Source organism: Pectobacterium jejuense, assembly GCF_026800125.1.
Classification (GTDB): Bacteria; Pseudomonadota; Gammaproteobacteria; order Enterobacterales; family Enterobacteriaceae; genus Pectobacterium; species Pectobacterium jejuense.
On the sequence record NZ_JAPQKX010000001.1, the window covers coordinates 332,513 to 357,399 of the forward strand.

Sequence of the window (24,887 nt, forward strand, 5' to 3'; positions counted from 1 at the left end):
ATGCCGCATCCTGACGGTATACCACCTTTCGAGCTTTCTAACTACAGTGTGTTATAACCTGAAAAATAGTGTTATAGCCTGAAGAACAGTGTTATAGCTCGAAATATATCGCGGGTAAACAGCAGCATATCGTTATCAGCTCATGAATAATCAGTAAACGCTCACAGAATTTTTGCTCTGTCGTCCAGCGACCAACTTTGTTTGTCGTTGTCGATGAGGTGATATTCCAATCGCACCGTTAATCCTGAGCGAGAGCCCGCTGAAACGCTGGCTGGCTTTCTATCCGCTCGATGTATTGCCCGATGTGTGGGTAGAGATTGAAGTCCAGACGTGTTTTCGCCAAAACCAGTGGGACGGCCATTTGTATATCGGCACCGCTGAGCGACTCTCCCGCAAACCACTCTTGTTTACTCAAATGCTGTTCGATGAACTGAAGTTGCGTCGTCAGTCGCGGTACAATAAAGGCCTGCTCGATGCTTTGCACAATTTTGCGTGCGATGGGGCGGATGAAAAACGGCATCGGCGCGGATTCTGTTTTCGCCAAGACTAAACGCATCACCAGCAGCGGCATGAGTGAACCTTCCGCAAAATGCAGCCAGAAGCGATAGTCCAGCAGTGCCTGCCCGCTCTGTGGACGGAGCCTGCCGTTGCCGTAAGTCTCAATCAGGTATTCCACAATGGCCCCGGATTCGGCAATCGTCAGTTCGCCATCGGTAATCACCGGTGATTTCCCTAATGGATGGATTTGTTTGAGTGATGCCGGAGCGCTAAACGTTTTTGGATCACGGGCGTAGCGAATGATTTCATAGTCAACGCCCAGCTCTTCCAGTAGCCAGGTCGCGCGGGTTGAACGGGATTTCTCGAGGTGATGAACGTGTATCATCAAGGTTTCCTTTTTTTCTTTTTTTATCCGTCATGTTGCACGCGGCAGGTGCGCTCATGTCTTTCAGGGGGTATGACGATTGAGTCATTACAGGGAGAGAAAACGCGCTCAGGAGACTCCTGAGCGCGGCGCTCAACAAGGTAAGCATAGCACCATTATTCGAAGCGCTATTCTTCCAACAACTATTCTTCCAACAAATAGCGAGCGTGGAAGCGCAGATGATCTTCGATGAAACTGGCGATGAAGAAATAGCTGTGGTCATAGCCGGACTGGGTCCGCAGCGTCAGCGGCCAGTCATACTGGCTTGCCAGTTCTTCCAGTTTCGCCGGTTGCAGCTGATCGGGAAGGAACTGATCGCAATCGCCCTGATCGACCAGCATTGGCAGCTTCTTCTGGCTATTTGCCAGCAAATGGCAGCTGTCATACTGCAACCACTGCGTTTCATCCTCACCGAGGTAGGCGGTCAGCGCCTTGCGCCCCCAAGGAACCTGACTTGGGTTAACGATCGGTGCGAACGCCGACGCAGACTGGAATTGATCCGGGTTGCGTAGCGCCAGCATCAGCGCGCCGTGGCCGCCCATCGAATGTCCGCTGATGGACTGACGGCGACTCACGTTAAAATGTTGCTGGATCAGCGCCGGCAATTCGCTGCTGATGTAGTCATACATCCGGTAGTGTGCCGCCCAGGGGGCCTGCGTGGCATTCACGTAGAATCCCGCACCCTGACCCAGATCGTATCCCGCGTCGTCTGCTACGTCATCGCCGCGTGGGCTGGTGTCCGGCATGACCAGCACCAGACCCAGCTCGGAGGCAACGCGCTGCGCACCGGCTTTCGTCGTAAAGTTTTCGTCGTTGCAGGTTAACCCAGACAGCCAGTACAGCACGGGCGGCGGTGTGTCATCCTGTGTCGGCGGCAGATAAATGCTGAACGTCATCGCGGTGTTCAGCGTTTCTGACACATGGCGGTAGCGCTGTTGCCAGCCGCCAAACATACGGTGTTCTTCCAGCAGTTCCAGTGATGAGGTCATCGCTGTACAGCCTCCTTTATTCTGTTCCTGACAGTAGCGCAATTAACCGAAATGAATCACAGAGCGAATCGATTTGCCTTCGTGCATTAAATCGAATGCTGTGTTGATTTCGTCCAGCCCCATGGTATGGGTGATGAAGTCATTCAGCGGGAATTCACCTTTCAGGTAACGATCGACAATGCCTGGCAGCTCGCTACGGCCTTTCACGCCACCGAAAGCAGAACCGCGCCATACGCGGCCAGTCACCAGTTGGAACGGACGAGTGGCGATTTCTTCACCTGCACCCGCTACGCCGATGATGATGGATTCACCCCAGCCTTTATGACAGCACTCTAGCGCAGAACGCATGACATTAACGTTACCGATACATTCGAAGGAGAAATCCACGCCGCCATCGGTCAGTTCAACGATGACGTCCTGAATCGGCTTATCGTAATCTTTCGGGTTGATCAGATCGGTCGCCCCCAGTTTACGCGCCAGATCGAATTTGCTGGTGTTGAGATCGATACCGATGATACGTCCGGCACCGGCCATTTGCGCACCGATAATCGCCGACAGACCAATGCCGCCGAGGCCGAAAATCGCAACGGTATCGCCCGCTTTTACTTTGGCGGTATTCAGCACGGCACCCATACCGGTGGTCACGCCACAGCCCAGCAGGCAAACTTCTTCCAGTGGTGCTTCTTTATTCACTTTCGCCAGCGAAATTTCAGGCACAACGGTGTGCTCTGCGAAGGTAGAGGTGCCCATGTAATGGAAAATCGGCTGGCCGTTTTTAGAGAAACGGGTGGTGCCGTCTGGCATCAGGCCTTTACCCTGCGTGGAGCGAATAGCCTGACACAGGTTGGTTTTGCCGGAGCGACAGAATTTACATTCGCCACACTCTGGGGTGTAGAGCGGAATAACGTGATCGCCAACGGCAACGCTGGTCACGCCTTCCCCGATGGCTTCGACAATCCCGCCGCCTTCATGGCCAAGAATCGCCGGGAACACACCTTCAGGATCTTTACCGGACAGCGTGTAGGCATCTGTGTGGCATACGCCGGTTGCGACGATGCGCACCAATACTTCACCTTTCTGCGGTGGCATCAGATCCACTTCTTCAACCGACAGTGGCTGGTTGGGACCCCAGGCGATAGCGGCACGGGTTTTAATCATTTGCATGGTGGAGGCTCCTAATGGCATTCCGTTATGGGTGGTAAATTAAATGACAGGACGTGGCATTACTCACTGTATCGTCCTCTCTTGAAAAGGGGTGCTCAGGAAAATAATGGGCTCATTCCTGCTGAGCGAGTGGTTCAATAATGCTGCCCTGTTCAATAATGAGCTTTTTAAGCGCCTCGACATTCGGGCCGAAGGCGTCGCGTCTCCAGACAAGCCAGGTGGACGCGGCGGCGATGTCTGGCGGTAATTCATGCACCTGAACGCGCGTGCCCGCGGGCAGCGATTCAAGAACGGCATACGGGAGCATGGCGAGTCCGGCACCGCTGGCTACACAGGCAAGCATGGCATGGTATGAGTGGATTTCCATGATAGTACCGGGCACCACGCCATCCTGCCTGAACCAGTTCTCAAGGCGCTTTCTATAGGAACAACTGGGGCGGAAGGCAAACAGCGTATCGTGGCTGGCATCCCGCGCATGGGTAATCGGCGCGTGCGCAGGGTCAGATATCAGCACTAATCGTTCCGCAAAACACGAACACCCATTCAGCTCATCGTAGACGACGGGTCCATCGACTAACGCGGCAGCCAGCGTTCCCGCCCGCACGCGTTCGATGATCTCCCCCGATGTACCGGTATTCAGGGACAGCGAAACATTGGGGTAACGCTGATGGTAAGCCGCTAATAACGTAGGCAAACGGGTTGCTGCAGTGCTTTCCATCGAACCGAGCGCGAAGTTACCGGCGGGTTCACCTGTGCGCGTCATGCTGATTGCTTCCTCACTCAGCGCCAGAATGCGCTGCGCATAACATAAAAAATTGTGACCAATAGGGGACAGGCGCAGGCGCTGCTTCTCACGGATAAACAGATCGGTGCCCAGCTCTTGTTCCAACTGGCGCAGCCGCGTGGTCAGATTTGAGGGTACCCGATGAAGCTGCTCTGCGGCGCGCGCGACGGAGCCCGTTTCGGCAACGAGACAGAACATGCGGAGCTGGGTCAAATCCATATCTTTCTCTTTTTGTAATGAACTGGCATTTGATTATTCATTTTTTGTGAAGTGTAGCGGCAAGTGGAGCATTTCGCAACTGGCTTACGCCACACGGATGTGAACGTAACGTAAACTCAGCGTGATGGGATGTGCTCTGAATGATAAAAATGACGGACGTAATTATCATCAGGATTAATAATGGAGAGATGAAAAAGAGAAGAAAGCGATAAAATGATCGCGGCCGGAATTAATAGCACCACAATCAACTATTATCTCGAATAGGGGCATATTTTCTAATGAATAGGGCAGAATGAAAAAATAAGAATAATCACAGAAAAATAAAACCGTATTTTACCCTGACACAATAGCGGAAGCGCGAAAATAAATAGATAATTAAAATAGACAGTTAAATGTGAAGATAAATTGTTGTATCGGAGCAATAGCCAGAAACTATCGCAATTCTTCATTTTTATCGCATTTATTGATGGGAAAGCGTAAAGTGCCTGCCTAAAGTGCCGATAATGTTAATGTATCGTAGGAATACTTTATCATTATTGTAAGGAAGTGTTTCTTTTTGTCATTAAAGGAAAATAACTCTAACTAATGAGAGCCTCTGCTCTTCATTAAATGACGTAACACCCGGCGTATTTCCAATTAAAAATGTGCGGCTATCTTGCAGAAAGCGCAGAGGAAAATCGCCAGATAATTTATAGGAGTCTTCTGTGAATTTTTTAAAAAATATCACCATCAGGGCAATGCTTTTAACAATATTGGGTCTGTTTCTGGTTGTATGGGGGGGCGCGTCTTTCTTTACTACCACCTCATTAAGCAGCATGACCAAACTATTGGAGTCCGGCGAAACTCAGCGTAAAAACGTAGAGATGCTGGTGAAAGGCAATGACCAGTATTTTCGTACGGTTACTCGCTTGTTGCGTTCTATGGATTTCCAGCAAACAGGTGAAACTGCGGAAGCAGAAAAAGTATTTACGTCAGCAACAACCGCGTTTAAAAACACGTCAGATCAACTGGCTGCGTTCAAAGCCGTTGGGCATGTCGGCGTCGATAAAGAAACGGCAGACAATATGATCGCTGCGTGGACCCAACTACTGGATAACGGGTTGACGCCGATGCTGAATGCCGCGCGTGAGAATCGTCAAGAAGAGTTTCGCCAGCTTTTCCGGAAAACTTACCCGCCACTGAGCGTGGCGTTTGGCGCGAATATGGATAAATACCAGACCGCGATTATGTCGTCGTCAGAGCGATCAATGAGCGAGGTCTACGGCCTGGTTGACTGGAGTAATCGTATTCTGCTGAGCGCAGCGGTTATTGGGCTGCTTATCCTGCTGTTGACGGATCGCTATCTGGTTAACTATCTGGTCAAGCCGTTGAATATGATCAAAGGCTATTTCCAGGTACTGGCCGCCGGGCAGCTTGGTCACCCACTTGAAGAGTTTGGCCGCAACTGTGCCGGACAGTTGATTCCTTATCTGAAAGAGATGCAGGGCAGTCTGGTTAATACCGTTTCCATTATCCGTGACAGTTCTGCATCGATTCATCAGGGCTCGAGCGAAATCAAAAGCGGTAACAACGATCTGTCGGCACGTACAGAGCAGCAGGCCGCGGCACTGGAGCAGACCGCTGCCAGTATGGAAGAGTTGAGCGCGACGGTGAAACAGAATGCCGATAACGTCCATCAGGCTACCAAGCTGGCGCAGGACGCTTCTGTTGCGGCGAAGAAAGGTGGCGACGTCACGGCTGATGTGATGGCGACGATGGCAAGTATTACGACCAGTTCGAAGAAAATTGCCGATATCACCAGCGTGATCAACGGTATTGCCTTCCAGACCAATATTCTGGCGCTGAACGCAGCCGTAGAAGCCGCCAGAGCCGGTGAGCAAGGACGTGGTTTTGCGGTGGTTGCGGGTGAAGTTCGCAATCTGGCGCAGCGCAGTGCGCAGGCGGCGAAAGAAATTGAAAGTCTGATTACGGAATCGGTTGAACGTATCAACGTGGGTTCGAATCAGGTCACCCAAACCGGCGATGCGATGGATTCCATCATTTCCGCCATTACCCGAGTGAATGATCTGATGGGTGAAATTGCATCAGCATCGGATGAACAGAGTCGTGGGATTACCCAGATTGGTCAGGCTGTTACCGAGATGGATGGCGTCACACAGCAGAACTCCGCACTGGTACAGGAATCTGCCGCCGCCGCTGCATCGCTGGAAGATCAGGCACGTCAGTTAACTGAAGCAGTATCGGTATTCCAGCTGTCGGCCGCAGATGCTCCGCGTCGTTCTCAGCAGCGTTTGGCAGAGAAAGCGCCAGCAGCGCAGAAGCCGATGTTATTAGCAGCCGCTGGTGGTAAGAAAGGCAACGCCAACGATAACTGGGAAACCTTCTGATAACCCGACAACACGCGGTGTTAGGGCACTGACAGCCGCAAAAATCAGGTGATTTATCGTTAAAAGCACTGGGATAGCCTCCTGGTGCTTTTTTATTTATCACTGACTTTTTTGTTTATCACTGAATAGTTAAGACTGAACAGGCGTTTTTTTATGCATATGATTCGGCCTTGTTACTGCGTACGGGCATATCCGCCACGCTTGATAACTTGAATCTATTTCAACAATCATGACATACAATCGCTGGATAATCGTGACTCTCTCAACTAGAGTGTTGACGGCGCTAGGGTCTGACCAAGGCCGTGATAGTGCGATAGGCATAGTTACACCTGCAGGAGAATAATAATGTCATCACTAAGTAAAGAAGCCGTTATGGTGCACGAAGCACTGCTGGCACGCGGTCTGGAAACGCCGCTGCGCGGGGCGTTGTTGGATCGGGATACGCGTAAGCAACGTATTGCCGAGCATATGACGGAAATTATGAATTTGCTGAGTCTCGATCTGAGCGATGACAGCCTGGCTGAAACACCGACTCGTATCGCTAAAATGTACGTTGATGAAATATTCTCCGGCTTGGACTACGCCAATTTCCCCAAAATCACCATCATTGAAAACAAAATGAAGGTCGATGAAATGGTTACCGTGCGGGATATCACGCTGACCAGCACCTGCGAACACCATTTCGTGACGATCGATGGGAAAGCGACGGTGGCGTATATTCCGAAAGATGGCGTCATCGGCTTGTCGAAACTTAACCGAATCGTCCAGTTTTTCTCTCAGCGCCCTCAGGTGCAGGAGCGCTTAACGCAGCAGATTCTGGTTGCGCTACAAACGCTGTTGGGAACCAATAACGTTGCGGTCTCGATTGATGCGGTGCACTACTGTGTGAAGGCACGCGGCATTCGTGATGCGACCAGCGCCACGACCACAACATCGCTCGGTGGTCTGTTTAAATCCAGCCAAAATACGCGTCAGGAATTCTTGCGCGCGGTACGTCACCACAATTAATCCTTCTTATTGACGATGATGAAGAAAATACGCTTTGTCATCGTCAAATCGGTCATCGTCAAATCAGCAAGCATCTTCGCTTTTTCTCTGTATGTGCATACAATCGCTACTTCGATGATTTGAAAATGTAATTTGTATGCCTTCTCACTCTATACCGTCACCTCATTCGCCACCCTCGCGGATCGTTGCGCTGGATTTCGCGCGCGGCATCGCCATCTTGGGCATTTTACTGCTGAATATTACGGCGTTTGGTTTACCGCATGCGGCCTATCTGAATCCCGCCTGGCAAGGGGAACCCACGCTGTCTGATGTCTTAACCTGGGCGGCGATGGATCTGCTTGCGCAGGCGAAATTTCTGACGCTGTTTTCTCTTCTTTTTGGTGCGGGGCTACAGCTGCTGCTGTCGCGGGGGAAACGCTGGGTACATGCACGCCTGTTCTGGTTGATGATCATCGGTCTGATTCATGCCATTTTCCTGTGGGATGGCGACATATTGCTCGACTATGCGCTGATTGGGCTGGTGTGTTACGGCATGATTCGTCATGCGGAAAGCAGCCGATTGCTAATGCGGACGGGAGCGGTTCTGTATCTGGTGGGGATCGGCGTACTGTTTGTATTAAGCCAGATTTTGAGCCTGCAACCGGGGCGATTTTGGCTGCCGGGTATGGCGGATATCGCCTATGAATCTTACTGGCGGGCGTTAGGTGGGCCGGAAGCGTGGAGTAATCGCGTCGGTCTGCTCACGGAAAGCCTGTTGTCGCTGGGCGTGCAGTACGGCTGGCTGCTGGCGGGATCGATGCTGCTGGGGGCAGGGTTGATGCGTAGCGGTTGGTTGAAAGGTGAATTCAGCACGGCGCACTATCGTAAGGTTGCACTGTGGTTGATTCCGCTGGGTGTGGCGATTAACAGCGTTGGCGTAGTGGGGCAGTGGCTGGTGGACTGGGAATATCGCTGGAGCGGGCTGTTATTGCAGATTCCGCGCGAGCTGAGTTCACCTTTGCAGGCGATAGGTTATCTGGCGCTGTGTTACGGCTTCTGGGCCACGCTGTGCCAATGGCGCATCACCTACTGGATTACGGATGTTGGGCGCATGGCGTTAACCAACTATTTGCTGCAAACGCTGATTTGCGTCGCGTTGTTTAATCAGCTTGGCCTGTTTATGGCGTTCAACCGCCTGCAACTGCTGGCACTGGTTCCCGCTATTTGGATCGTCAATCTGGTCTTTTCTCACTACTGGCTGCGCTATTTTCGTCAGGGGCCGCTTGAATGGTTATGGCGCACGCTCACCAATGCGATAGGCAAAACGGCGTAGCGATAGACGCTACGGTGCAGCGTGATCGTGGTGCGGTTCGGATTCGGCTTTTGCTGGTTGCTCCGGTTTAGCCTGATGCGCTGGCGCTGGAACCACCTGTTCCGGCAGGACGGCAGGATAATCTGGGGCATCCTCTGGGATGGTATGCTCGGCGGGAATCGGCACCTGCGGCCCTAAAAAGCGTGGTTCGCGTTTGAGGATATACAGATCGAACAGCGCGCCCAAACGAGCGCCAAATTCACGAACCCGTACGGTCATCATGTTTTTCGGGGAGGGCACAGCGTAACACTGTGCCTGAATGCCAAGGTGCAGTGCGATGAATAGCGCGCGCTCACAGTGGAAACGCTGAGTGATGATGGTGAAATCGTTGGTATCAAACACTTTGCGCGTTCTGATGATGGAATCCAGCGTACGGAACCCTGCATAGTCCAGCACGATATCCGAAGGTGGAACGCCTGCGGCGATCAAATCGCGACGCATCGTCATCGGTTCATTGTAACTTTGCAGCGCGTTATCGCCGCTTAATAGCAGATAGCTGACTTTACCGCTGTTGTAAGCGTTAATCGTCCCTTGCATGCGGAACAGGTAATACTGATTGATTACGCCGGTACGGTAGTATTTCGCTGTCCCCAATACGACGCCGACCTGACGTTTCGGCAAGGTCTGAAGCTCATCGTAAATAAATGGCGCGGTTTTCCAGCTGATCCAACGATCGAGGGCAAAAGCAGAGAGCAGCAGCACGCCAATGAGGGCTAACAAACCGAATGTCAGGCGTTTCCACATGCTTATGCCTCAGGTAAGGCGAGTAGACTAATCATGCCCCAAGGCTACTTTACCTGACAGAGGGACGCAAGACGAAGGCGAGGAACGGGCGGTTTATTGATTGAATTTTCAGCGTTCGGGACGTGATGGCGTAAAAATAAAACGCCAGCCTTTCGGGCAGAAAAGCTGGCGTGATGGATAATACTGGTTACTTAGCCCGTTGTTAGGGGAAACACAGGGGGAGGTTCCCGCAGGGAGGCCTCACCCCTGTGGTCGCCCCGTGTATCTCGATCCTTAAACGAGCGGTATTAGGCGTAATGGGCGCGTTAAACTCGGCTACCCCACAGATCGTACTCGTCTGCGTGTTCGACTTTCACTTTAACGATGTCACCGACTTTCACGCCGGTTTCGCCGTTCAGGTAAACCGCGCCGTCGATCTCAGGGGCATCGGCCATGCTGCGGCCAATCGCGCCTTCTTCGTCGATTTCATCGATCAGCACCAGCACTTCACGGCCAATTTTATCCTGCAAACGCTGGGTAGAAATCGCCTGCTGAAGCTGCATGAAGCGGTGGAAACGCTCTTCTTTGATCTCTTCCGGTACCTGATCTGGCAATTCATTTGCCGATGCGCCTTCGACCGGACTGAATTTAAAGCAGCCTACGCGGTCGAGCTTGGCTTCTGTCAGGAAGTCGAGCAGCATCTGGAAATCTTCTTCTGTTTCGCCGGGGAAGCCGACAATAAAGGTAGAACGCAGCGTTAAGTCTGGGCAGATTTCGCGCCAGCGCTTAATGCGCTCCAACGTTCTTTCTACTGCGCCAGGGCGCTTCATCAGCTTGAGAATTTTCGGGCTGGCGTGCTGGAGCGGAATGTCCAGATAAGGCAGGATTTTGCCTTCTGCCATTAACGGGATCACATCGTCTACGTGCGGATACGGGTAGACGTAGTGCAGGCGCACCCACACGCCGAGCGATGCCAGTTGCTCACACAGGCTGACCATGCTGGTTTTGACCGGTTGCCCGTTCCAAAAGCCGGTACGTTGCTTCACATCCGCGCCGTACGCTGAGGTATCCTGAGAAATTACCAGCAGCTCTTTTACCCCGGCATCCACCAGACGTTTTGCTTCATCCAACACCGAACCGATTGGACGGCTGTCCAAATCGCCACGCATAGAAGGGATGATGCAGAACGTGCAGCGGTGGTTACAGCCTTCTGAAATTTTCAGATAGGCGTAATGGCGCGGCGTGAGCTTCACTCCCTGTTCGGGAACTAAACTGGTAAACGGGTTATGCGTCGGTTTCGGGACGTATTGATGCACGTGCGACAGCACCTGCTCGTAGCTGTGCGGACCGGTAATTTCCAGAACCTTGGGGTGCACTTCGCGTATTTGATTTTCTTTGGCACCCAGACAGCCCGTTACGATGACTTTACCGTTCTCATTCAGCGCTTCGCCGATGGCTTCCAGCGACTCTTGTACGGCGCTGTCAATAAAACCACAGGTATTGACGATCACCAGTTCAGCGTCGTCATAACGTGGGACGACCTGATAACCTTCAGTACGCAGTTCGGTCAGAATCCTCTCGGAGTCGACGAGGTTTTTCGGGCAACCGAGGGAAACAAAGCCGATACGTGGTTGTTGCATATTATTCGCTCACAAAATAAACTGAAAATAAAAACCGGAGGATTCTACACCATAGTTGATTATCCTTATAGTCAGTGGTGTAAAACTCAGCATTTTATCGCCGTGGTGGTGACGCTTTTGTGGAAGGCGCTTCGCAAAGAAGGGCTAAATAGTAAATGCGCACAGAACGTTATGGTATACTTTTTCATCATTACCATGATTCTGGAGGCATGATGGTGCAGCGAATTAAAGTCGTGCGTAAGCATCAGCGTAAAAGCAAAATTGATGATAATCGGACCTTAATGCAGATCGGTGCCCGTGCCTCAAAGCAGGCGATCAAAGAAGCGTTGGATTCCGGTGTATCAATCGCTTATATCAAAGATGGCTGGCTGGTCAGCCAAGCACCTGATGGTACGCTCTCAGAAATTAAACCCGTGGACGGCCAACCACCAATTAAGCTTAGGGAGCTGCTTTGCCGAGCTTGAGACTGGTTGCAGGCCCAAATGGATCGGGCAAAACGACGTTGACTAAAGAATTGAGAGAGACATACGCCGTTCCTTTGGGGCAGTACCTTAACCCCGATGATATTGCAAAGCATATTGATCTCCCTGCGTTGCTGGGGGAAACGGTCGATAAAGCACTGTTGTCTGATGAATCAGCCGCCAGGCTGGCACAGAGAATTTCCTTAGGTTTGAGAGAGGACTGGATTCGCGATCGGCTTTCTTTTACCTATGAGTCCGTGATGAGTCACGAAAGTCACCTCGATTTTGTAAAGACGGCAAGAAAAAACGGCTATAAACCCTACCTTTACTATGTTTGTACGTCAGATCCAGAACTCAACGAGGAGCGAATAACTCAGCGTGTCGCATTAGGCGGGCATAGTGTGCCGAAGGATAAGGTCTTTGGGCGTTATCAGCGTAGCTTGATGTATCTCTCCGAGATGATCCGACTCTGCCATCGCGCTTACTTCTTCGATAATTCAACGACTACACTGACGTTTCTTGGTGAGGTTACGCCGGATGGCTTTCTTGATATCGTCGAGGAAGCGTTTGATAACGTGCAGCCTATGTGGTTGTACAAAAATGTGATGATGTCGTGGGATGAAAATAAAATCAGGACGATTCAGCCGAGATAATCCAACTTATCATTTCCGCCGCTTTAGCTTCTGGTTTCTCTGAATTTCTTCAATAAATGTAAACCTTGCCACGTTTTTTTGCACAAACACGGCCTGCCGCCTAAATTTACAGGACTTTTTGTTGGATGGAGACAACGCTATGCCCTATCGCCTGACGCCTCGCAATTCTGCTTCACATACCCTGTTACGACGATTTTCTGCTGCGCCACATTGGCTGCTGCTTAGTGCAACGCTGCTATTTTCCAGCCAGCTCTTGGCGGCGGAACCGAAAGTGACGGAATTGCAGGATAAGCTGGATCACCCGTGGTCATTAGCGTTTTTGCCTGAAGATCAGGGAATTCTGATTACGGAACGCGCCGGGAATTTGCGCTTATGGAAAGCGGGCAGTGCGCTGTCTGCGCCGATAGCCGGCGTACCGAAGGTCTTCGCTAAATCACAGGGCGGATTGCTGGAAGTCGCGCTATCGCCGGACTTTGCGCAGAATCGACGCATCTACCTGAGCTTTGCCGAAGAGGGGAATGATGGTAAAGCGGGAACCGCTGTCGGCTACGGTAAACTCTCCGAGGATAATAAGCGGTTAGAGAATTTCACGGTCTTCTTCCGTCAGGAACCGAAGCTATCGACGGGTAACCATTTCGGCGGCAAGCTGGCCTTTGATCGACAAGGGCATCTGTTTATCGCACTGGGCGAAAACAACGAACGCCCGACCGCACAAGATTTGGATAAATTACAGGGCAAAATTGTTCGCCTGACAGCAGATGGCAAGGTGCCGTCCGATAACCCGTTTGTGAATACACCTAACGCACGACCGGAAATCTGGTCTTATGGACATCGTAATCCGCAGGGATTGGCGATTAATCCGTGGTCTGGCGTGCTGTGGGAAAATGAGCATGGCCCGAAAGGCGGCGATGAAATCAATATTCCCAAAGCGGGCGAAAATTACGGCTGGCCGATTGCAACGCATGGCATTAACTATTCCGGGCTGAAGATTCCAGAAGCGAAAGGAAAAGAGATCGCCGGTATGGTGAATCCCGATTTTTATTGGGAGAAATCACCGGGCATCAGCGGAATGGCTTTCTATAACAGCGACCGTTTCCCGCAGTGGAAAAACTCAGTCTTTATCGGCGCGCTGGCAGAGAAGAACCTGATTCGGTTGACGCTTGATGGCGATAAGGTGGCTTCCCAAGAGCGCCTGCTGGGCGATCGCGGCGAACGCATCCGCGACGTAAGACTGGGGCCAGACGGCTACCTCTATCTGCTGACCGATCACGACAATGGCAAGTTGCTGAAAGTCGGGCTGGAGTAAGAAATCAGGCACCTTATGGTGCCTGTTTCACTTAAGACAGAGGAATCATGACGTGCTTCTGATACGCCGGGCGCTCGGTGAGCTGCTGATACCAGCGTTCCAAATGCGGATGCGACTGTTGTTCAATCGGCATATTCAGCCAGCCGTAAGCAATACAGCCTAGCGGAATATCGCCAACGCCGAATTGATCGCCGGATAGCCACGGCTGATTAGCCAGAACGGTATCCACAATATCGAACAAACGTTCGCATTCGGCGATACCTTTCTGTACTAACGCCATATCGCGTTTTTCTGGCGCGACGCGCACCATATTAATGAACACTGGCCCGAAAGAGACGGCGAAGGAGGTGGCCCAGTCCATCCACTTCTCGGCACTGGCGCGTTTTCCCGCATCGGCAATATACAGCGAATCCTGACCGTACTGTGCCGCCAGATAACGTACGATGGTATTGGATTCCCACAGCACCAGATCGTCGTCACGTAAACAGGGGATGAGGCCATTAGGATTCATCGCCAGATAGTCGGCTTCATGGTTAAGACCGAATTGTCCGCCTGCCACAATATGCTGATAAGGCAGCGCAAGTTCTTCCGCACACCACAGGACTTTCTTTACGTTGGTCGAGTTATCACGACCCCAAATCGTTATCATAATTGCCCCCTTTCTTCGTGAAGCCTGTCCCGGTTATCCGCGACAGTCGATGAGAAATAATGATATGCCTTTTTAGTCTTTATGATTTAACTCGTCATTCTTAATAATGACAGCAAGTTACATTCAGACAGGAAAGTTACACAATGAAATTGACGCATTCTGTTCGCGCCGCGCTGGGCATCACACTGCTTGCCGCCGGTATGCAACTGGCGCTGGCCAGCAGCGATCCACAGACGATCACGTTTGGCGTAGCACCCGGGCCGTATGGCGACATGGTGAATCTGGCCATCAAATCTGAGCTGGTGAAAAAAGGCTACAAGGTCGTCGTGCGTGAATTCAGTGATTACGTTCAGCCCAATCTGGCGCTGGCCAACGGCAGTATTGATGCCAATCTCTTCCAGCATACGCTGTATCTGGAAAAATTCGCCGCTGATAAAGGGTTAAAAATTTCCCCGCTGATTACCGTACCGACAGCCAGCATGGGCTTCTACTCGAAGAAAATCAAATCGCTGGATGAGCTGAAAAAAGGCGATGTAGTCACGCTCTCTAACGACGCCACTAATCTGGCGCGCGGTCTGCGTTTCCTGCAATCGATAGGGTTGGTTACGATCAAGGCCGATATCGATCCGACCAAAGCATCTGAGAAAGATATTCTTGAAAACCCGCGCGGCTTGGTCTTCAAACCGATGGAAGCGGCGCAGTTACCCCGCACGCTGGATAGCGTGACGGCATCGCTGGTGAACGGTAATTTTGCGCTGGCGTCCGGTATGAAACTGTCATCGGCTATCAAGCTGGAAACGCTGGATGAGAACCTGAAAAATATTATTGCCGTGCGTACCGACGATCTCGATAAGCCCTTTGTTAAAGATACCAAAGCGATTGTGGAATCACCGGCGTATGCTGCGGTGATCAACGATCCTGCGTTGATGTATAGCCAGTTCCAGAAACCAGAGTGGATGCAGGCGAAAACGCCAGCGCCCGCACAGTAAGTTTTAGGCTAGACAGAATATCCTTTGGCCGGTCTATGACCGGCTTTCTTCTTTTCCGCTCAGGCCAGGAGTTTGCGGATAATGATTCAGCTAGAAGGGGTAAGCGTTGACTTCTCACAAGGGAAGCAACCAGAAAATCTTGCGGTGGACAACGTGTCGTTGCACATCCAACGTGGTGAGGTCTACGGGATTGTCGGCACCAGCGGCGCGGGGAAAAGCACGCTGCTGCGGACCATTAATCTCTTGCAGCGACCGACGGCTGGCCGCGTGCTCGTCAATGGCGTGCTCATCAGCGAATTAGCGGGGCAGCCGTTGCGGGAACAGCGGCAGAAAATCGGTATGATCTTTCAGCATTTCAACCTGATGCAGACGCGTACCGTGGCGGAAAACGTGGCGTTCAGCCTGAAAGCCGCTGGGAAATCCAGTGCGGATATCGCGGCACGCGTGCCGGAAATCCTGAACGTGGTAGGGCTGACGGATAAAGCATCGTCTTATCCGGCGCAGCTCAGCGGCGGTCAGAAACAGCGTGTGGGTATCGCCAGAGCGATTGCCAACGATCCCGAAGTGTTGCTGTGCGATGAACCGACCTCGGCGCTCGATCTGGAAACCTCAGCCGCTATTCTGGCGCTGCTGAAAGAGATTAACGAGACGCTGGGCATTACCATCGTGCTGATTTCTCATGAGATGAGTGTGATTAAGGCCGTCTGCGATCGGGTGGCGGTAATGACGGGTGGGCGGGTTGTAGAAGAGGGCGATGTTTTTGATATTTTCGCGACGCCGCAGCACGCATTTACGCGTCAACTGGTATCCCACACGCTCGATCTTGCATTGCCGCCTCGCTTGCTGGTGGATTTGCAGGGCACACTACTGAAAATTCTGTTCGTTGGCGAATCGGCGGAGCAACCCGTGCTGTCGGACGTTGCAACGCGCTTTGGCGTGTCTGTTAACATTCTGCACGGCAAGATTGAATACATCGGCAATCGTGCGCTAGGCATCCTCGTCGCGCTACTGACTCATCCATCCGATCCCGGAAAAGTGACCGAAGCAGTGGAACATATTCAGGTAAGAACGGCGAACGTGGAGGTGCTGCATGGCTGATTTATGGATCGATCTGGTCGCGGCGTTTGGCGAAACGTTCCAGATGGTGGGAATCTCCACGCTGCTCGCCGTGATTGGCGGTTTACCGCTGGGGCTGCTGATTTATGTCACCGACAGGAACCTGTTCTGGCAAAACCGCGCCGTTTATCTGTTTGGTACGGTGCTGGTGAATATTATCCGTTCTATTCCCTTCGTGATTCTGCTGGTCTTGCTGTTACCGCTGACGCAGTGTCTCTTAGGCAACACGATTGGACCTGTAGCGGCGGCGGTGCCGATGTCGGTCGCTGCTATCGCGTTTTATGCGCGTTTGGTGGATAGCGCACTGCGTGAAATCGACCCCGGTATCGTGGAAGCGGCCGAAGCATTTGGAGCCAGCCCGATGCGTATTATCGGCACGGTGCTGCTGCCAGAGGCGAAAGCGGGATTATTGCGTGGCCTGACGATCACGCTGGTGAGCCTTATTGGTTATTCGGCGATGGCGGGCATTGTCGGCGGCGGCGGGGTGGGGGATTTGGCGATCCGCTTCGGCTATTACCGCTATGAAACCGAGGTGATGGTGATTACCGTTATTGCGCTGGTTATTCTGGTTCAGGTGGTACAGACGCTGGGCGACTGGCTGTCAAAACGTGCAGATAAGCGCGAACGCCGCTAAGGAAATGTCCATCACTGGCACGAGGGAAGCTACGCTGCTATGTCCCTCGTGCTATCCGCTATTTTTCTGGTAGTCCTGCTGTCTGAATTTTCAGACATTCCTTAATTTCCCCTAAGTCCTTTTTTTATCTGCGTTTTTTTAGAAACTTTCATTTCTTTGACTATCTTTACAGAATGAACGGTTTTCATCCCACAGATGACGCGTTACCTTTGTATGTTACTAAAGTTTTCAAAACATATTGAAAATTAAGAATTTTTAACGACTGATGGATATCGCGGCGAACTCATGAAAACAACTCCTTTCCTGACCAGACTCACATCTTTCTCTGTAGGTACGGTATTGCTTGTTGGTTTAGTGCCATTCACCTATGCCGAACAGTTGCCAGCGGTGCCGCAGATTGATGCTAAAGCCTATATCCTGATCGATCACCACAGCGGTAAAGTGCTGGCGGAAAGCAATGCTGATGAGCGTCTTGACCCTGCCAGCCTGACAAAAATTATGGCGAGCTATGTGATTGGGCAGGCGATCAAATCCGGTAAAATTCGTCCGACGGATGAAGTGACCGTCGGAAAAGATGCCTGGGCAACGGGCAACCCGGCGCTGCGTGGTTCGTCGCTGATGTTCCTTAAGCCGGGCGACCGTATCCCCGTTTCTGAGTTAAATAAAGGCATTGTCATTCAGTCAGGCAATGATGCCAGTATCGCGCTGGCGGATTACGTCGCGGGTAGTCAGGATGCGTTCGTTAGCCTGATGAACAATTATGCGAAGGCTCTTAACCTGACGAATACGAATTTTCTGACCGTGCACGGTCTCGATGCGCCGGGGCAGTACAGCACCGCACGTGATATGGCGCTGTTAGGGCAGGCGCTAATTCGCGATGTGCCGGAAGAATACGCGTTGCATAAGGAAAAAGAGTTCACCTTCAATAACATTCGCCAGCCTAACCGTAACCGTCTGCTCTGGAGCACTAACCTGAATGTAGACGGTGTGAAAACCGGCCATACCAACGGAGCGGGGCACAATCTGGTGGCCTCGGCCACCGAAGGCAATATGCGCCTGATTTCCGTGGTGCTGGGGGCGCAAACGGATGCCATTCGCTTCCGTGAAAGTGAAAAACTGCTCACCTGGGGCTTCCGCTTTTTCGAAACGGTAACGCCTATCAAGACGGATGCGCCTTTTACTACGCAGCGAGTCTGGTTTGGTACTGAGAAAGAGGCACGGCTCGGCGTCGCACAGGATGCTGCGCTGACCATCCCGAAAGGGCAAATGAAGAACCTGAAGGCCAGCTTTACGCTCAATCAGCCGCAACTTTCCGCACCACTGATTAAGAATCAGGTTGTCGGCACTATCGACTTCCAACTGGACGGTAAAAGTATCGGACAGCGCGAACTGGTCGCGATGGATGATATCCCCGAGGCTGGCTTCTTTAGCCGCCTCTGGGATACGGTGGTGATGAAGGTGCAACAGTGGTTCGGTGGGATATTCGGTTAAGAGTCTATCCCATTAGGGCTATTTTATTTGCCATTTTGAACCTGGGCAGTACTCAAACAAACGCAATTGCGTTTGAACGCCCCTTGGGGCGGCCCGTAGGGTGAGCGTAGCGAATAATCCTCACGTACTGCGTGTACGCTCCGGTTTTTGCGCGCTGTCCGTGTCCAAACTGGCTGCACTAATAACGCCTACTCGGACAGACTCTAATTTCCGGGGTGGATTAACTGAATGCCGTTGTTGGAAAAATAGCGTAAGTAGGCGTCGCTCGGGGCGCTGTCGGAAATGACGGTATCAAACAGCGTCATCGGGCCGATGCAGGCGCGTTTAATCTGACCGAACTTGCTGCTGTCCGCCACAATAATGATTCGCTGTGCGGTTGCCATCGCGCGTTGCTTCATGCCCAGTTCGGCAAAGTTAAAGCAGGTGGCACCCGCAGTCAGTTCGATACCCGCCGCAGAGATAAAGGCTTTGTTCGGACAGACGTTGTCCAGCTCGCTTCGCTGGTTGAGTGGGGTAAAAATCGCGTTATCTGGATGGTATTCCCCGCCGCATAAAATTACTCTGCACGCCTTTTTTTCCTGTAGTGCTAAAAAGGTGTTCAGGGAATAGCAAATCGCGGTAAAGGGCAACTCATCAGGAATGGCATCAATGATGAAGGGGATCGTGGTGCCACAGTCGAAAAAAACGGTATCGTTTGCTTCCACCAGATAGGCAGCCGCAGTACCGATAGCCTGCTTCTCTCTTACGTGCTTGGTCTGCTGGTCGGAGACAAAATAGTTCGTGACACCGTTATTCTTCAGGTCGCTAACAACGTAGCCGCCGAGCAGCATGACGCTGGTGGAATCTGCATTCAGATCGCGGCGCACGGTCATCTCGGACACGCCGAGTAGCTGTGCGGCGTCTTTAAGATGGAGTTTATCGGTTTTCTTTAATGCCTGAGCCAGTCTGCCGATTCGTTCGTCGCGCCGCGTTTCCATAAAATTCCCTGCTAGTAAGCTATTTTTGTTGTTAGTAGTTTCCTGCTGCGGCCGTTTCACCTGAAACGATAGCGACGCCTGAACTGGTGCCGATACGTGTGGCGCCTGCTTCAATCATACGCTGTGCCGTTTGGCGATCGCGAACCGCGCCGGATGCTTTGACACCCATCTCGCTGCCGACGGTGCTACGCATCAGTCGAACGTGTTCTTCACGTGCGCCGCCGGTGCTGAAACCGGTAGACGTTTTGACGAACGCGACATCCAACTGACGACACATTTCACACACCAGGACAATCTGTTCGTCATCAAGCAGACAGGTTTCCAATATTACCTTCAACGGTATAGCGGCGCAAACCTCACGCACGGCCTGAATATCCGCTTTGACGGCGGCAACATTCCCGCTTTTCAGCCAGCCGACGTTAATCACCATATCGATTTCTTGCGCACCGGCATCAATCGCCGCTTTCGCTTCAAAAGCTTTGCTGGATGTCAGGCCTGCACCAAGAGGGAAACCGATAACAGAACATACCTGTACTTCAGTACCTTTCAGCTTTTCGGCCACTAAGGGAACGTAACCTGAGTTAACACAGACGGCATAAAAACGGTGAGCGATCGCTTCATCACACAGGGTGGCGATTTGCTGTTCGGTGGCATTGGCTGCCAGCAGTGTGTGGTCGATATAGCGTGCGTAATCAGTCATGGTAAATCCTTGGGGTGTATACCCGTCATACTTCAAGCTGCTTGTGCGTTGGCAATACTCGGCTCATCTCTGAGCCTCGCCCTGAAGGGCCGCCGCAAGCGGCGTTCAAATCAGCTAAGCTGATTTGTCCTTACTTACCCCAGTCACTTACTTGTGTAAGCTCCTGGGGATTAATGAGCCTCATAAATGAAGCTCACCCTTCGGGCCAGCGCTAGCGCTGTTCAAATCGGTAAGACCGATTTGTCGCGCGGTTGCCGCGTTACAAGGCCATGCGGCCTTGTCCTAAAGGACCAACGCAGAGCGTTGTTCAAAACGCTCACGTTTTGTCACGCAACTCAAATTATTTAGGGTAGAGATAAGAAATCAGATAGCGTGATTATGACACTCAATGATTTTTATGTCACAAAAATAACAATAAAATTAATTTTTGTTATTTTAATAACAAAAAATGAAGCGAATGTGATAGTGGATGTGTGGATATCGGGCAATAGGGAAGAGGTATACTCTAAATAATTCAAATTTCAGGAAGGCGGCAAGCGAAGGAATCCCGATGAGCTTACACAGGTAAGTGATTCGGGTGACTGAACGTAGCCAACGCACATGCAATTTGAAGTATGACGAGTATAAGCAGAAAAGAAAACGCCCATCGTTCTTGAACCTGAAAGGCGGGAACGATGGGCTCCTCAATAAGGGGAATCAAAGAAAAGCAGTGGCACTTATTCAGACTGTAGGGCAAAGAAAAAGTTCTGGCGTTTAGAAAATAATATTGACGGTTTTTTACACTTTCTCAGCCGGGCAGTTCAGGCCAGATAACCACGATAAGTGAACCTGCTAAGGTGAGTAGCACGTTAGCGATGGCATAGGTGCCTGCATAGCCGAGCGCAGGGATGTTACTGCGCGCCGTATCGCTGATAATTTCCATCGCAGGGGCGCAGGTTCGTGCTCCCATCATGGCGCCAAACAGCAGCGCACGGTTCATTTTCAGCACATACGCACCAAACAGAAAACAAATCACCACCGGCAGCAGGCTAACAATTAGCCCTGAAGCCAGCATCTGAATACCGACTTCTCCCAGGCTACTGTTGATGGTGCTACCTGCGCTCAGGCCAACGCCGGCCATAAAAACCATCAGGCCGAATTCTTTGACCATGTTAAGTGCGCCTTGCGGAATATAGCCGAAGGTCGGGTGGTTGGCGCGCAGGAACCCGAGCATGATACCGGCGAACAGCAACCCAGCCGCGTTACCGATGCCAAAGGTGAAGTTGCTGAATTGGATGGTGATCAGCCCGACCATCACGCCGATAACGAAAAAGGCGCAGAAGGCCAGCAGGTCGGTGACCTGGCTATGAATAGAAATGAACCCGATTCTGTCAGCAATGCTTTTGACCCGGCGGGCGTCACCGCTGACCTGCAAGACATCGCCTTTATTCAGCACGACGTTATCGTCAATCGGCATTTCAATTTGGCTACGGACAATACGGTTGAGGAAGCAGCCGTGATCGGTCAGTTTCAATTGGCTTAGGCGTTTGCCGACGGCATTGTGGTTCTTGACGACGATCTCTTCCGTTACGATGCGCATATCCAGCAAATCGCGGTCGAAAACCTCTTTGCCATCGCGGAAATTGGAGTTCAGGCGAGAATGGGCGTCGGGATAGCCGACCAGCGCGATCTCATCGCCGATTTGCAAGACGGCGTCACCATCAGGGCTAGCCAAAATCCCGTTGCGTCGGATGCGCTCGATGTAGCAGCCAGTCTGGCGATAAATCCCCAGCTCGCGCAGATTCTTGCCGTCCGCCCAGTCAACCAATTCCGGCCCAACGCGGTAGGCGCGAATCACCGGCAGATACACTTTTCTCTGGCTGTCTGGGTCTAATCCGCGCTCGCGTGCAATCTGCTGAGCGCTGGTAGGCAAATCTTGATGCTGGAGTTTGGGCAGGTAGCGTGCGCCAAAAATGAGGCTGACCAACCCGACCAGATACGTCAGCGCATAGCCCAAACTCAGATGATCTTGCTCAATACCGAGCTGATTACCCAAGCTGGCCGTGTTGCGCAGCGTGTCGCCCGCACCGACCAGCACCGGCGTTGAGGTCATGGACCCGGCCAGCATCCCCGCCGTCAGGCCAATTCCCCAACCAAAGAATTTACCTAAGCCTAACGCCAGTAACATAGCGCTGCCGACCATCACCAGCGCCAGCATGAAATAATTTTTTCCGTCGCGGAAGAAAATAGAAAAGAAATTCGGCCCGGCTTCCACGCCCACGCAAAAAATAAATAACATAAAGCCGAGGCTCAGCGCTTCAGTATTAATCGAAAAATGCTGTTGGCCGAGTAATAAAGAAACAACTAAAACTCCAATAGAATTACCGAGTTGTACTGGCCCAAGGCGCAATTTCCCCAGGCAGAGTCCTAATGAAAGAACCACGAATAAAAGTAGAATGTAATTCCCATTTAACAAATCAGCGACGTTTATATTCATGGAATGTAACTTGTTGTTTACCAGTAAGTTCTTGATGTTATTCATTATAGCGGCTAGATTTAGCCATGAAATTCATGAATTCCCGTGACGGTATCAATACGCGTCAGCTGAAAGGAATCAGCCTCGTTCAGTATAATTTATCCGATAAAAATTGTTCAGTGTAATTATTGTTTAATTTGATGATTGTGGTGCCGCTGTTGAAGAAATGCGTTGGGTTATCGTCTTTTTCTGTAGATGGCCAGCGTGTCGAATAAATCGTAGCGAAGCCTCATGTTTTTCATATCGGGGAATAGATACACCAATCATTTTTACCATGCCGCATATTTTCGGTATCTGGCTGATGTAGGTTGGGAGGCATATTGAGTGGGGGCGATTTATGGCAAGAAATAAAGGCTGGGTTGGTGCGACCTGCTGTTTTTTATTGTTCACCGTCGTGTTTCTGAGCCAAAAGATTGAGGTATCAGAGGTTGCGGTGAGTGATGGGCTACGCGGTAGTCCAGGGATGTTGCTTTTTCTGTTGCCCGGTATGGTGGCCTGTTTTCTTTCCGCGCGCGGTCGCCTGCTTTACCCGCTGTTTGGCGCACTGGCGGCAATGCCCGTGTGTTTGCTGGTGCTCCACCTTTGGAATACCCCAATGCGCTCTTTCTGGCAAGAGCTGGCCTACGTGATGAGTGCGGTCTTTTGGTGCGTGCTGGGGGCGATGGGCGTGTTGTGTTTACGGAGTCTGTATCGACGCTATCTTCGTTGAGAGCCTATCCCATTAGGACTATTTCACTTGCCATTTTGGCCCTGGGCAGTGCTCTAAATCCTCACGTACTACGTGTACGCTCCGGTTTCTGCGCGCTGTCCGTGTCCAAACTAGCTGCGCCAATAACGCCTACTGGAATAGGCTCTAAGTGGTGTTCTATTCCGAACCCATAAAAAAGCGCGGACTGTCGCCGCGCTATTGTTCTGATCAGTTTGATGATTATGACTGGAACAGGGCCAGATGCTCTTTAGCATAGGCTTCAAAGTCGGTGCAGCCGCCGATGTGTTTTTCATCCAGGAAAATCTGCGGTACGGTTTCAACCGGTTTTCCTACCGTCTTGGACAAATCTTCTTTCGAAATGCCTTCTGCGTGGATGTCTACATAGCGGAAGCTGAAGTCATCACGTTGCTCGGCCAATTTCTCTGCCAGTTCTTTCGCACGTACACAATAAGGGCAAGCGGGGCGCCCGAAAATTACAGCGAACATGTAAACTCCTTTGTAAAATTAGAAAAATGTTCTCATTCTTGAAACGCATAGCGTGACGCCTATTACAGACAAGGTCACGGCTAAAAGTGTTACGGTTAATGAGGTTACTGCGAATCGCGCTACTATGCCCGTATTCATTGATGAAAAAAAGTAGTCATTACCTGTTACAACGATTTGCTGAAGCTATTAGGCGGTGGGGTAATGCAGATTCCACCCGAGCTACGATATAATTTCGTCATACTTCAAGCTGCCTATGAGATGTACTTTACCGACTGAAGGATGCCAGTGTGACACCAACGATTGATTTGCTACAGCGCCACCGTTCTATTCGCGCGTTTACGTCTCAGGCCATAACGGATGAGCAACGCCACGCCATCATTACCGCCGCACAAAGTGCGTCCAGCTCCAGTTTTTTACAATGCAGCTCAATTATCCGTATTACCGATCCTGCGGTGCGTGAAACGCTCGTTCACTATACTGGCGAGCAAGGCTATGTGGCGCAGGCGGCAGAATTTTGGGTCTTTTGTGCCGATTTCCATCGGCATGTGGCGATCTTCCCACAGGCAGAAACCGGGCTGGCTGAGCAATTGCTGATTGGCTGCGTCGATACCGCGCTCATGGCGCAGAATGCACTGGTTGCCGCCGAATCGCTGGGGTTGGGTGGGGTATTTATCGGCGGGATCCGCAATCGCATCGCTGACGTGACGCAGTTGTTGCAACTGCCACCGTTAGTTCTGCCGTTGTTTGGTCTGTGCTTAGGGTACCCAGACGCGGAACCCATGCTGAAACCGCGCATGCCAACCGCGATGATGCTGCATGAAAATGTCTATCAGCCGCTTGACCGTGATGTGCTGGCGCAATACGACCAGCAGATGGTGGAATATTATCTGCAACGTACCGGTAGTCGTCGTGAAAGCTGGAGTGAGCACGTGGAACGGACGCTGAAAAAGGAGTTACGTCCATTCATGCTGGACTACTTACATCAACAAGGATGGGCGATACGCTAGTATCCGT

Annotated in this window: 23 protein-coding genes; 12 read left to right on the forward strand and 11 right to left on the reverse strand. The window is 51.6% G+C overall.

Annotation, left to right across the window (positions count from 1 at the left end; all coding sequences use genetic code 11):
- Nucleotides 1–238: 238 nt before the first annotated feature.
- From NXT09_RS01540 to ptrR, 4 genes are all read right to left on the reverse strand, one after another.
- Nucleotides 239–883 (reverse strand): glutathione S-transferase, encoded by a 645-nt coding sequence (locus NXT09_RS01540; protein WP_268578616.1) that lies wholly within the window; start codon nucleotides 881–883, stop codon nucleotides 239–241.
- A gap of 182 nt (nucleotides 884–1,065) precedes the next feature.
- Nucleotides 1,066–1,911: an S-formylglutathione hydrolase gene (gene fghA / locus NXT09_RS01545; protein ID WP_306417420.1), complete on the reverse strand. Its 846-nt coding sequence runs from the start codon at nucleotides 1,909–1,911 to the stop codon at nucleotides 1,066–1,068.
- A gap of 42 nt (nucleotides 1,912–1,953) precedes the next feature.
- Nucleotides 1,954–3,075, reverse strand: a complete 1,122-nt coding sequence (locus NXT09_RS01550) for an S-(hydroxymethyl)glutathione dehydrogenase/class III alcohol dehydrogenase (protein WP_010294737.1) — start codon at nucleotides 3,073–3,075, stop codon at nucleotides 1,954–1,956.
- 112 nt (nucleotides 3,076–3,187) lie between these two features.
- Complete coding sequence (gene ptrR / locus NXT09_RS01555) at nucleotides 3,188–4,078, reverse strand: putrescine utilization regulator PtrR (RefSeq protein WP_268578617.1); 891 nt, start codon at nucleotides 4,076–4,078, stop codon at nucleotides 3,188–3,190.
- Nucleotides 4,079–4,782: 704 nt separating this feature from the next.
- Here ptrR and NXT09_RS01560 point away from each other — a divergent pair.
- The 3 genes from NXT09_RS01560 (at nucleotide 4,783) to yeiB (ending at nucleotide 8,785) form a co-directional block, all read left to right on the forward strand.
- The gene (locus tag NXT09_RS01560) at nucleotides 4,783–6,465 is read left to right on the forward strand and encodes a methyl-accepting chemotaxis protein (RefSeq protein ID WP_240585108.1); all 1,683 of its coding nucleotides are present in this window, start codon (nucleotides 4,783–4,785) and stop codon (nucleotides 6,463–6,465) included.
- A gap of 345 nt (nucleotides 6,466–6,810) precedes the next feature.
- Nucleotides 6,811–7,473, forward strand: coding sequence for a GTP cyclohydrolase I FolE (gene folE / locus NXT09_RS01565; protein ID WP_005967317.1), 663 nt, complete (start codon nucleotides 6,811–6,813; stop codon nucleotides 7,471–7,473).
- Nucleotides 7,474–7,609: 136 nt separating this feature from the next.
- A complete protein-coding gene (yeiB, locus tag NXT09_RS01570; protein ID WP_268578618.1) occupies nucleotides 7,610–8,785 on the forward strand; it encodes a DUF418 domain-containing protein YeiB in 1,176 nt (391 codons plus the stop codon).
- A gap of 9 nt (nucleotides 8,786–8,794) precedes the next feature.
- Here yeiB and sanA read toward each other — a convergent pair whose 3' ends face one another.
- Nucleotides 8,795–9,568, reverse strand: a complete 774-nt coding sequence (gene sanA / locus NXT09_RS01575; protein WP_268578619.1) for an outer membrane permeability protein SanA — start codon at nucleotides 9,566–9,568, stop codon at nucleotides 8,795–8,797.
- 305 nt (nucleotides 9,569–9,873) lie between these two features.
- Nucleotides 9,874–11,187: a 30S ribosomal protein S12 methylthiotransferase RimO gene (gene rimO, locus NXT09_RS01580; RefSeq protein WP_039468904.1), complete on the reverse strand. Its 1,314-nt coding sequence runs from the start codon at nucleotides 11,185–11,187 to the stop codon at nucleotides 9,874–9,876.
- A gap of 155 nt (nucleotides 11,188–11,342) precedes the next feature.
- Between rimO and NXT09_RS01585 the strand changes: the two genes are divergently transcribed.
- From NXT09_RS01585 to NXT09_RS01595, 3 genes are all read left to right on the forward strand, one after another.
- On the forward strand, nucleotides 11,343–11,651 hold the full coding sequence (locus NXT09_RS01585) for a hypothetical protein (protein ID WP_127156872.1): 309 nt from the start codon (nucleotides 11,343–11,345) through the stop codon (nucleotides 11,649–11,651).
- Nucleotides 11,639–12,301 carry an ATPase gene (locus NXT09_RS01590; RefSeq protein ID WP_268578620.1) on the forward strand — a complete coding sequence of 221 codons (663 nt, stop codon included), beginning with the start codon at nucleotides 11,639–11,641 and terminating at the stop codon, nucleotides 12,299–12,301. The genes NXT09_RS01585 and NXT09_RS01590 overlap by 13 nt, the downstream gene beginning before the upstream one ends.
- 139 nt (nucleotides 12,302–12,440) lie before the next feature.
- A complete protein-coding gene (locus NXT09_RS01595; protein ID WP_268578621.1) occupies nucleotides 12,441–13,607 on the forward strand; it encodes a PQQ-dependent sugar dehydrogenase in 1,167 nt (388 codons plus the stop codon).
- Between the two features lie 31 nt (nucleotides 13,608–13,638).
- Here the strand turns inward: NXT09_RS01595 and NXT09_RS01600 are convergent, their stop codons facing one another.
- A complete protein-coding gene (locus NXT09_RS01600) occupies nucleotides 13,639–14,256 on the reverse strand; it encodes a glutathione S-transferase family protein (protein WP_268578622.1) in 618 nt (205 codons plus the stop codon).
- A gap of 143 nt (nucleotides 14,257–14,399) precedes the next feature.
- Here NXT09_RS01600 and NXT09_RS01605 point away from each other — a divergent pair, with 143 nt between their 5' ends.
- From NXT09_RS01605 to NXT09_RS01620, 4 genes are all read left to right on the forward strand, one after another.
- The gene (locus NXT09_RS01605) at nucleotides 14,400–15,245 is read left to right on the forward strand and encodes a MetQ/NlpA family ABC transporter substrate-binding protein (RefSeq protein ID WP_268578623.1); all 846 of its coding nucleotides are present in this window, start codon (nucleotides 14,400–14,402) and stop codon (nucleotides 15,243–15,245) included.
- Between the two features lie 81 nt (nucleotides 15,246–15,326).
- The gene (locus NXT09_RS01610; protein ID WP_268578624.1) at nucleotides 15,327–16,343 is read left to right on the forward strand and encodes a methionine ABC transporter ATP-binding protein; all 1,017 of its coding nucleotides are present in this window, start codon (nucleotides 15,327–15,329) and stop codon (nucleotides 16,341–16,343) included.
- The gene (locus NXT09_RS01615) at nucleotides 16,336–16,995 is read left to right on the forward strand and encodes a methionine ABC transporter permease (protein WP_014915042.1); all 660 of its coding nucleotides are present in this window, start codon (nucleotides 16,336–16,338) and stop codon (nucleotides 16,993–16,995) included. The genes NXT09_RS01610 and NXT09_RS01615 overlap by 8 nt, the downstream gene beginning before the upstream one ends.
- Nucleotides 16,996–17,280: 285 nt before the next feature.
- A complete protein-coding gene (locus NXT09_RS01620) occupies nucleotides 17,281–18,486 on the forward strand; it encodes a serine hydrolase (RefSeq protein ID WP_268578625.1) in 1,206 nt (401 codons plus the stop codon).
- Between the two features lie 203 nt (nucleotides 18,487–18,689).
- On the opposite strand, the gene deoR is transcribed toward NXT09_RS01620, so the two are convergent.
- From deoR to NXT09_RS01635, 3 genes are all read right to left on the reverse strand, one after another.
- Complete coding sequence (gene deoR / locus NXT09_RS01625) at nucleotides 18,690–19,463, reverse strand: DNA-binding transcriptional repressor DeoR (RefSeq protein ID WP_205550876.1); 774 nt, start codon at nucleotides 19,461–19,463, stop codon at nucleotides 18,690–18,692.
- Nucleotides 19,464–19,494: 31 nt separating this feature from the next.
- Complete coding sequence (gene deoC / locus NXT09_RS01630) at nucleotides 19,495–20,163, reverse strand: deoxyribose-phosphate aldolase (protein ID WP_095994332.1); 669 nt, start codon at nucleotides 20,161–20,163, stop codon at nucleotides 19,495–19,497.
- 787 nt (nucleotides 20,164–20,950) lie between these two features.
- Entirely contained in the window at nucleotides 20,951–22,639 is a 1,689-nt protein-coding gene (locus NXT09_RS01635) for an aspartate:alanine antiporter (RefSeq protein WP_039288083.1), read from the reverse strand.
- A gap of 376 nt (nucleotides 22,640–23,015) precedes the next feature.
- Between NXT09_RS01635 and NXT09_RS01640 the strand changes: the two genes are divergently transcribed.
- Complete coding sequence (locus NXT09_RS01640; RefSeq protein ID WP_010306649.1) at nucleotides 23,016–23,387, forward strand: inner membrane protein YbjM; 372 nt, start codon at nucleotides 23,016–23,018, stop codon at nucleotides 23,385–23,387.
- A gap of 219 nt (nucleotides 23,388–23,606) precedes the next feature.
- Here the strand turns inward: NXT09_RS01640 and NXT09_RS01645 are convergent, their stop codons facing one another.
- Nucleotides 23,607–23,873: a GrxA family glutaredoxin gene (locus NXT09_RS01645; RefSeq protein WP_010277298.1), complete on the reverse strand. Its 267-nt coding sequence runs from the start codon at nucleotides 23,871–23,873 to the stop codon at nucleotides 23,607–23,609.
- Nucleotides 23,874–24,160: 287 nt separating this feature from the next.
- Between NXT09_RS01645 and nfsA the strand changes: the two genes are divergently transcribed.
- A complete protein-coding gene (nfsA, locus tag NXT09_RS01650) occupies nucleotides 24,161–24,880 on the forward strand; it encodes an oxygen-insensitive NADPH nitroreductase (RefSeq protein ID WP_205550872.1) in 720 nt (239 codons plus the stop codon).
- The last annotated feature ends 7 nt before the right edge of the window (nucleotides 24,881–24,887 follow it).

Excerpts from the sequence above, each read along its gene's own strand:
- NXT09_RS01540 (WP_268578616.1), bottom strand. The coding sequence starts at position 883 with ATGATACACGTTCATCACCTCGAGAAATCCCGTTCAACCCGCGCGACC.
- fghA (WP_306417420.1), bottom strand. The coding sequence starts at position 1,911 with ATGACCTCATCACTGGAACTGCTGGAAGAACACCGTATGTTTGGCGGC.
- NXT09_RS01550 (WP_010294737.1), bottom strand. The coding sequence starts at position 3,075 with ATGCAAATGATTAAAACCCGTGCCGCTATCGCCTGGGGTCCCAACCAG.
- ptrR (WP_268578617.1), bottom strand. The coding sequence starts at position 4,078 with ATGGATTTGACCCAGCTCCGCATGTTCTGTCTCGTTGCCGAAACGGGC.
- folE (WP_005967317.1), top strand. The coding sequence starts at position 6,811 with ATGTCATCACTAAGTAAAGAAGCCGTTATGGTGCACGAAGCACTGCTG.
- yeiB (WP_268578618.1), top strand. The coding sequence starts at position 7,610 with ATGCCTTCTCACTCTATACCGTCACCTCATTCGCCACCCTCGCGGATC.
- sanA (WP_268578619.1), bottom strand. The coding sequence starts at position 9,568 with ATGTGGAAACGCCTGACATTCGGTTTGTTAGCCCTCATTGGCGTGCTG.
- rimO (WP_039468904.1), bottom strand. The coding sequence starts at position 11,187 with ATGCAACAACCACGTATCGGCTTTGTTTCCCTCGGTTGCCCGAAAAAC.
- NXT09_RS01585 (WP_127156872.1), top strand. The coding sequence starts at position 11,343 with ATGCGCACAGAACGTTATGGTATACTTTTTCATCATTACCATGATTCT.
- NXT09_RS01595 (WP_268578621.1), top strand. The coding sequence starts at position 12,441 with ATGCCCTATCGCCTGACGCCTCGCAATTCTGCTTCACATACCCTGTTA.
- NXT09_RS01600 (WP_268578622.1), bottom strand. The coding sequence starts at position 14,256 with ATGATAACGATTTGGGGTCGTGATAACTCGACCAACGTAAAGAAAGTC.
- NXT09_RS01605 (WP_268578623.1), top strand. The coding sequence starts at position 14,400 with ATGAAATTGACGCATTCTGTTCGCGCCGCGCTGGGCATCACACTGCTT.
- NXT09_RS01610 (WP_268578624.1), top strand. The coding sequence starts at position 15,327 with ATGATTCAGCTAGAAGGGGTAAGCGTTGACTTCTCACAAGGGAAGCAA.
- NXT09_RS01615 (WP_014915042.1), top strand. The coding sequence starts at position 16,336 with ATGGCTGATTTATGGATCGATCTGGTCGCGGCGTTTGGCGAAACGTTC.
- NXT09_RS01620 (WP_268578625.1), top strand. The coding sequence starts at position 17,281 with ATGAAAACAACTCCTTTCCTGACCAGACTCACATCTTTCTCTGTAGGT.
- deoR (WP_205550876.1), bottom strand. The coding sequence starts at position 19,463 with ATGGAAACGCGGCGCGACGAACGAATCGGCAGACTGGCTCAGGCATTA.
- deoC (WP_095994332.1), bottom strand. The coding sequence starts at position 20,163 with ATGACTGATTACGCACGCTATATCGACCACACACTGCTGGCAGCCAAT.
- NXT09_RS01635 (WP_039288083.1), bottom strand. The coding sequence starts at position 22,639 with ATGAATATAAACGTCGCTGATTTGTTAAATGGGAATTACATTCTACTT.
- NXT09_RS01640 (WP_010306649.1), top strand. The coding sequence starts at position 23,016 with ATGGCAAGAAATAAAGGCTGGGTTGGTGCGACCTGCTGTTTTTTATTG.
- NXT09_RS01645 (WP_010277298.1), bottom strand. The coding sequence starts at position 23,873 with ATGTTCGCTGTAATTTTCGGGCGCCCCGCTTGCCCTTATTGTGTACGT.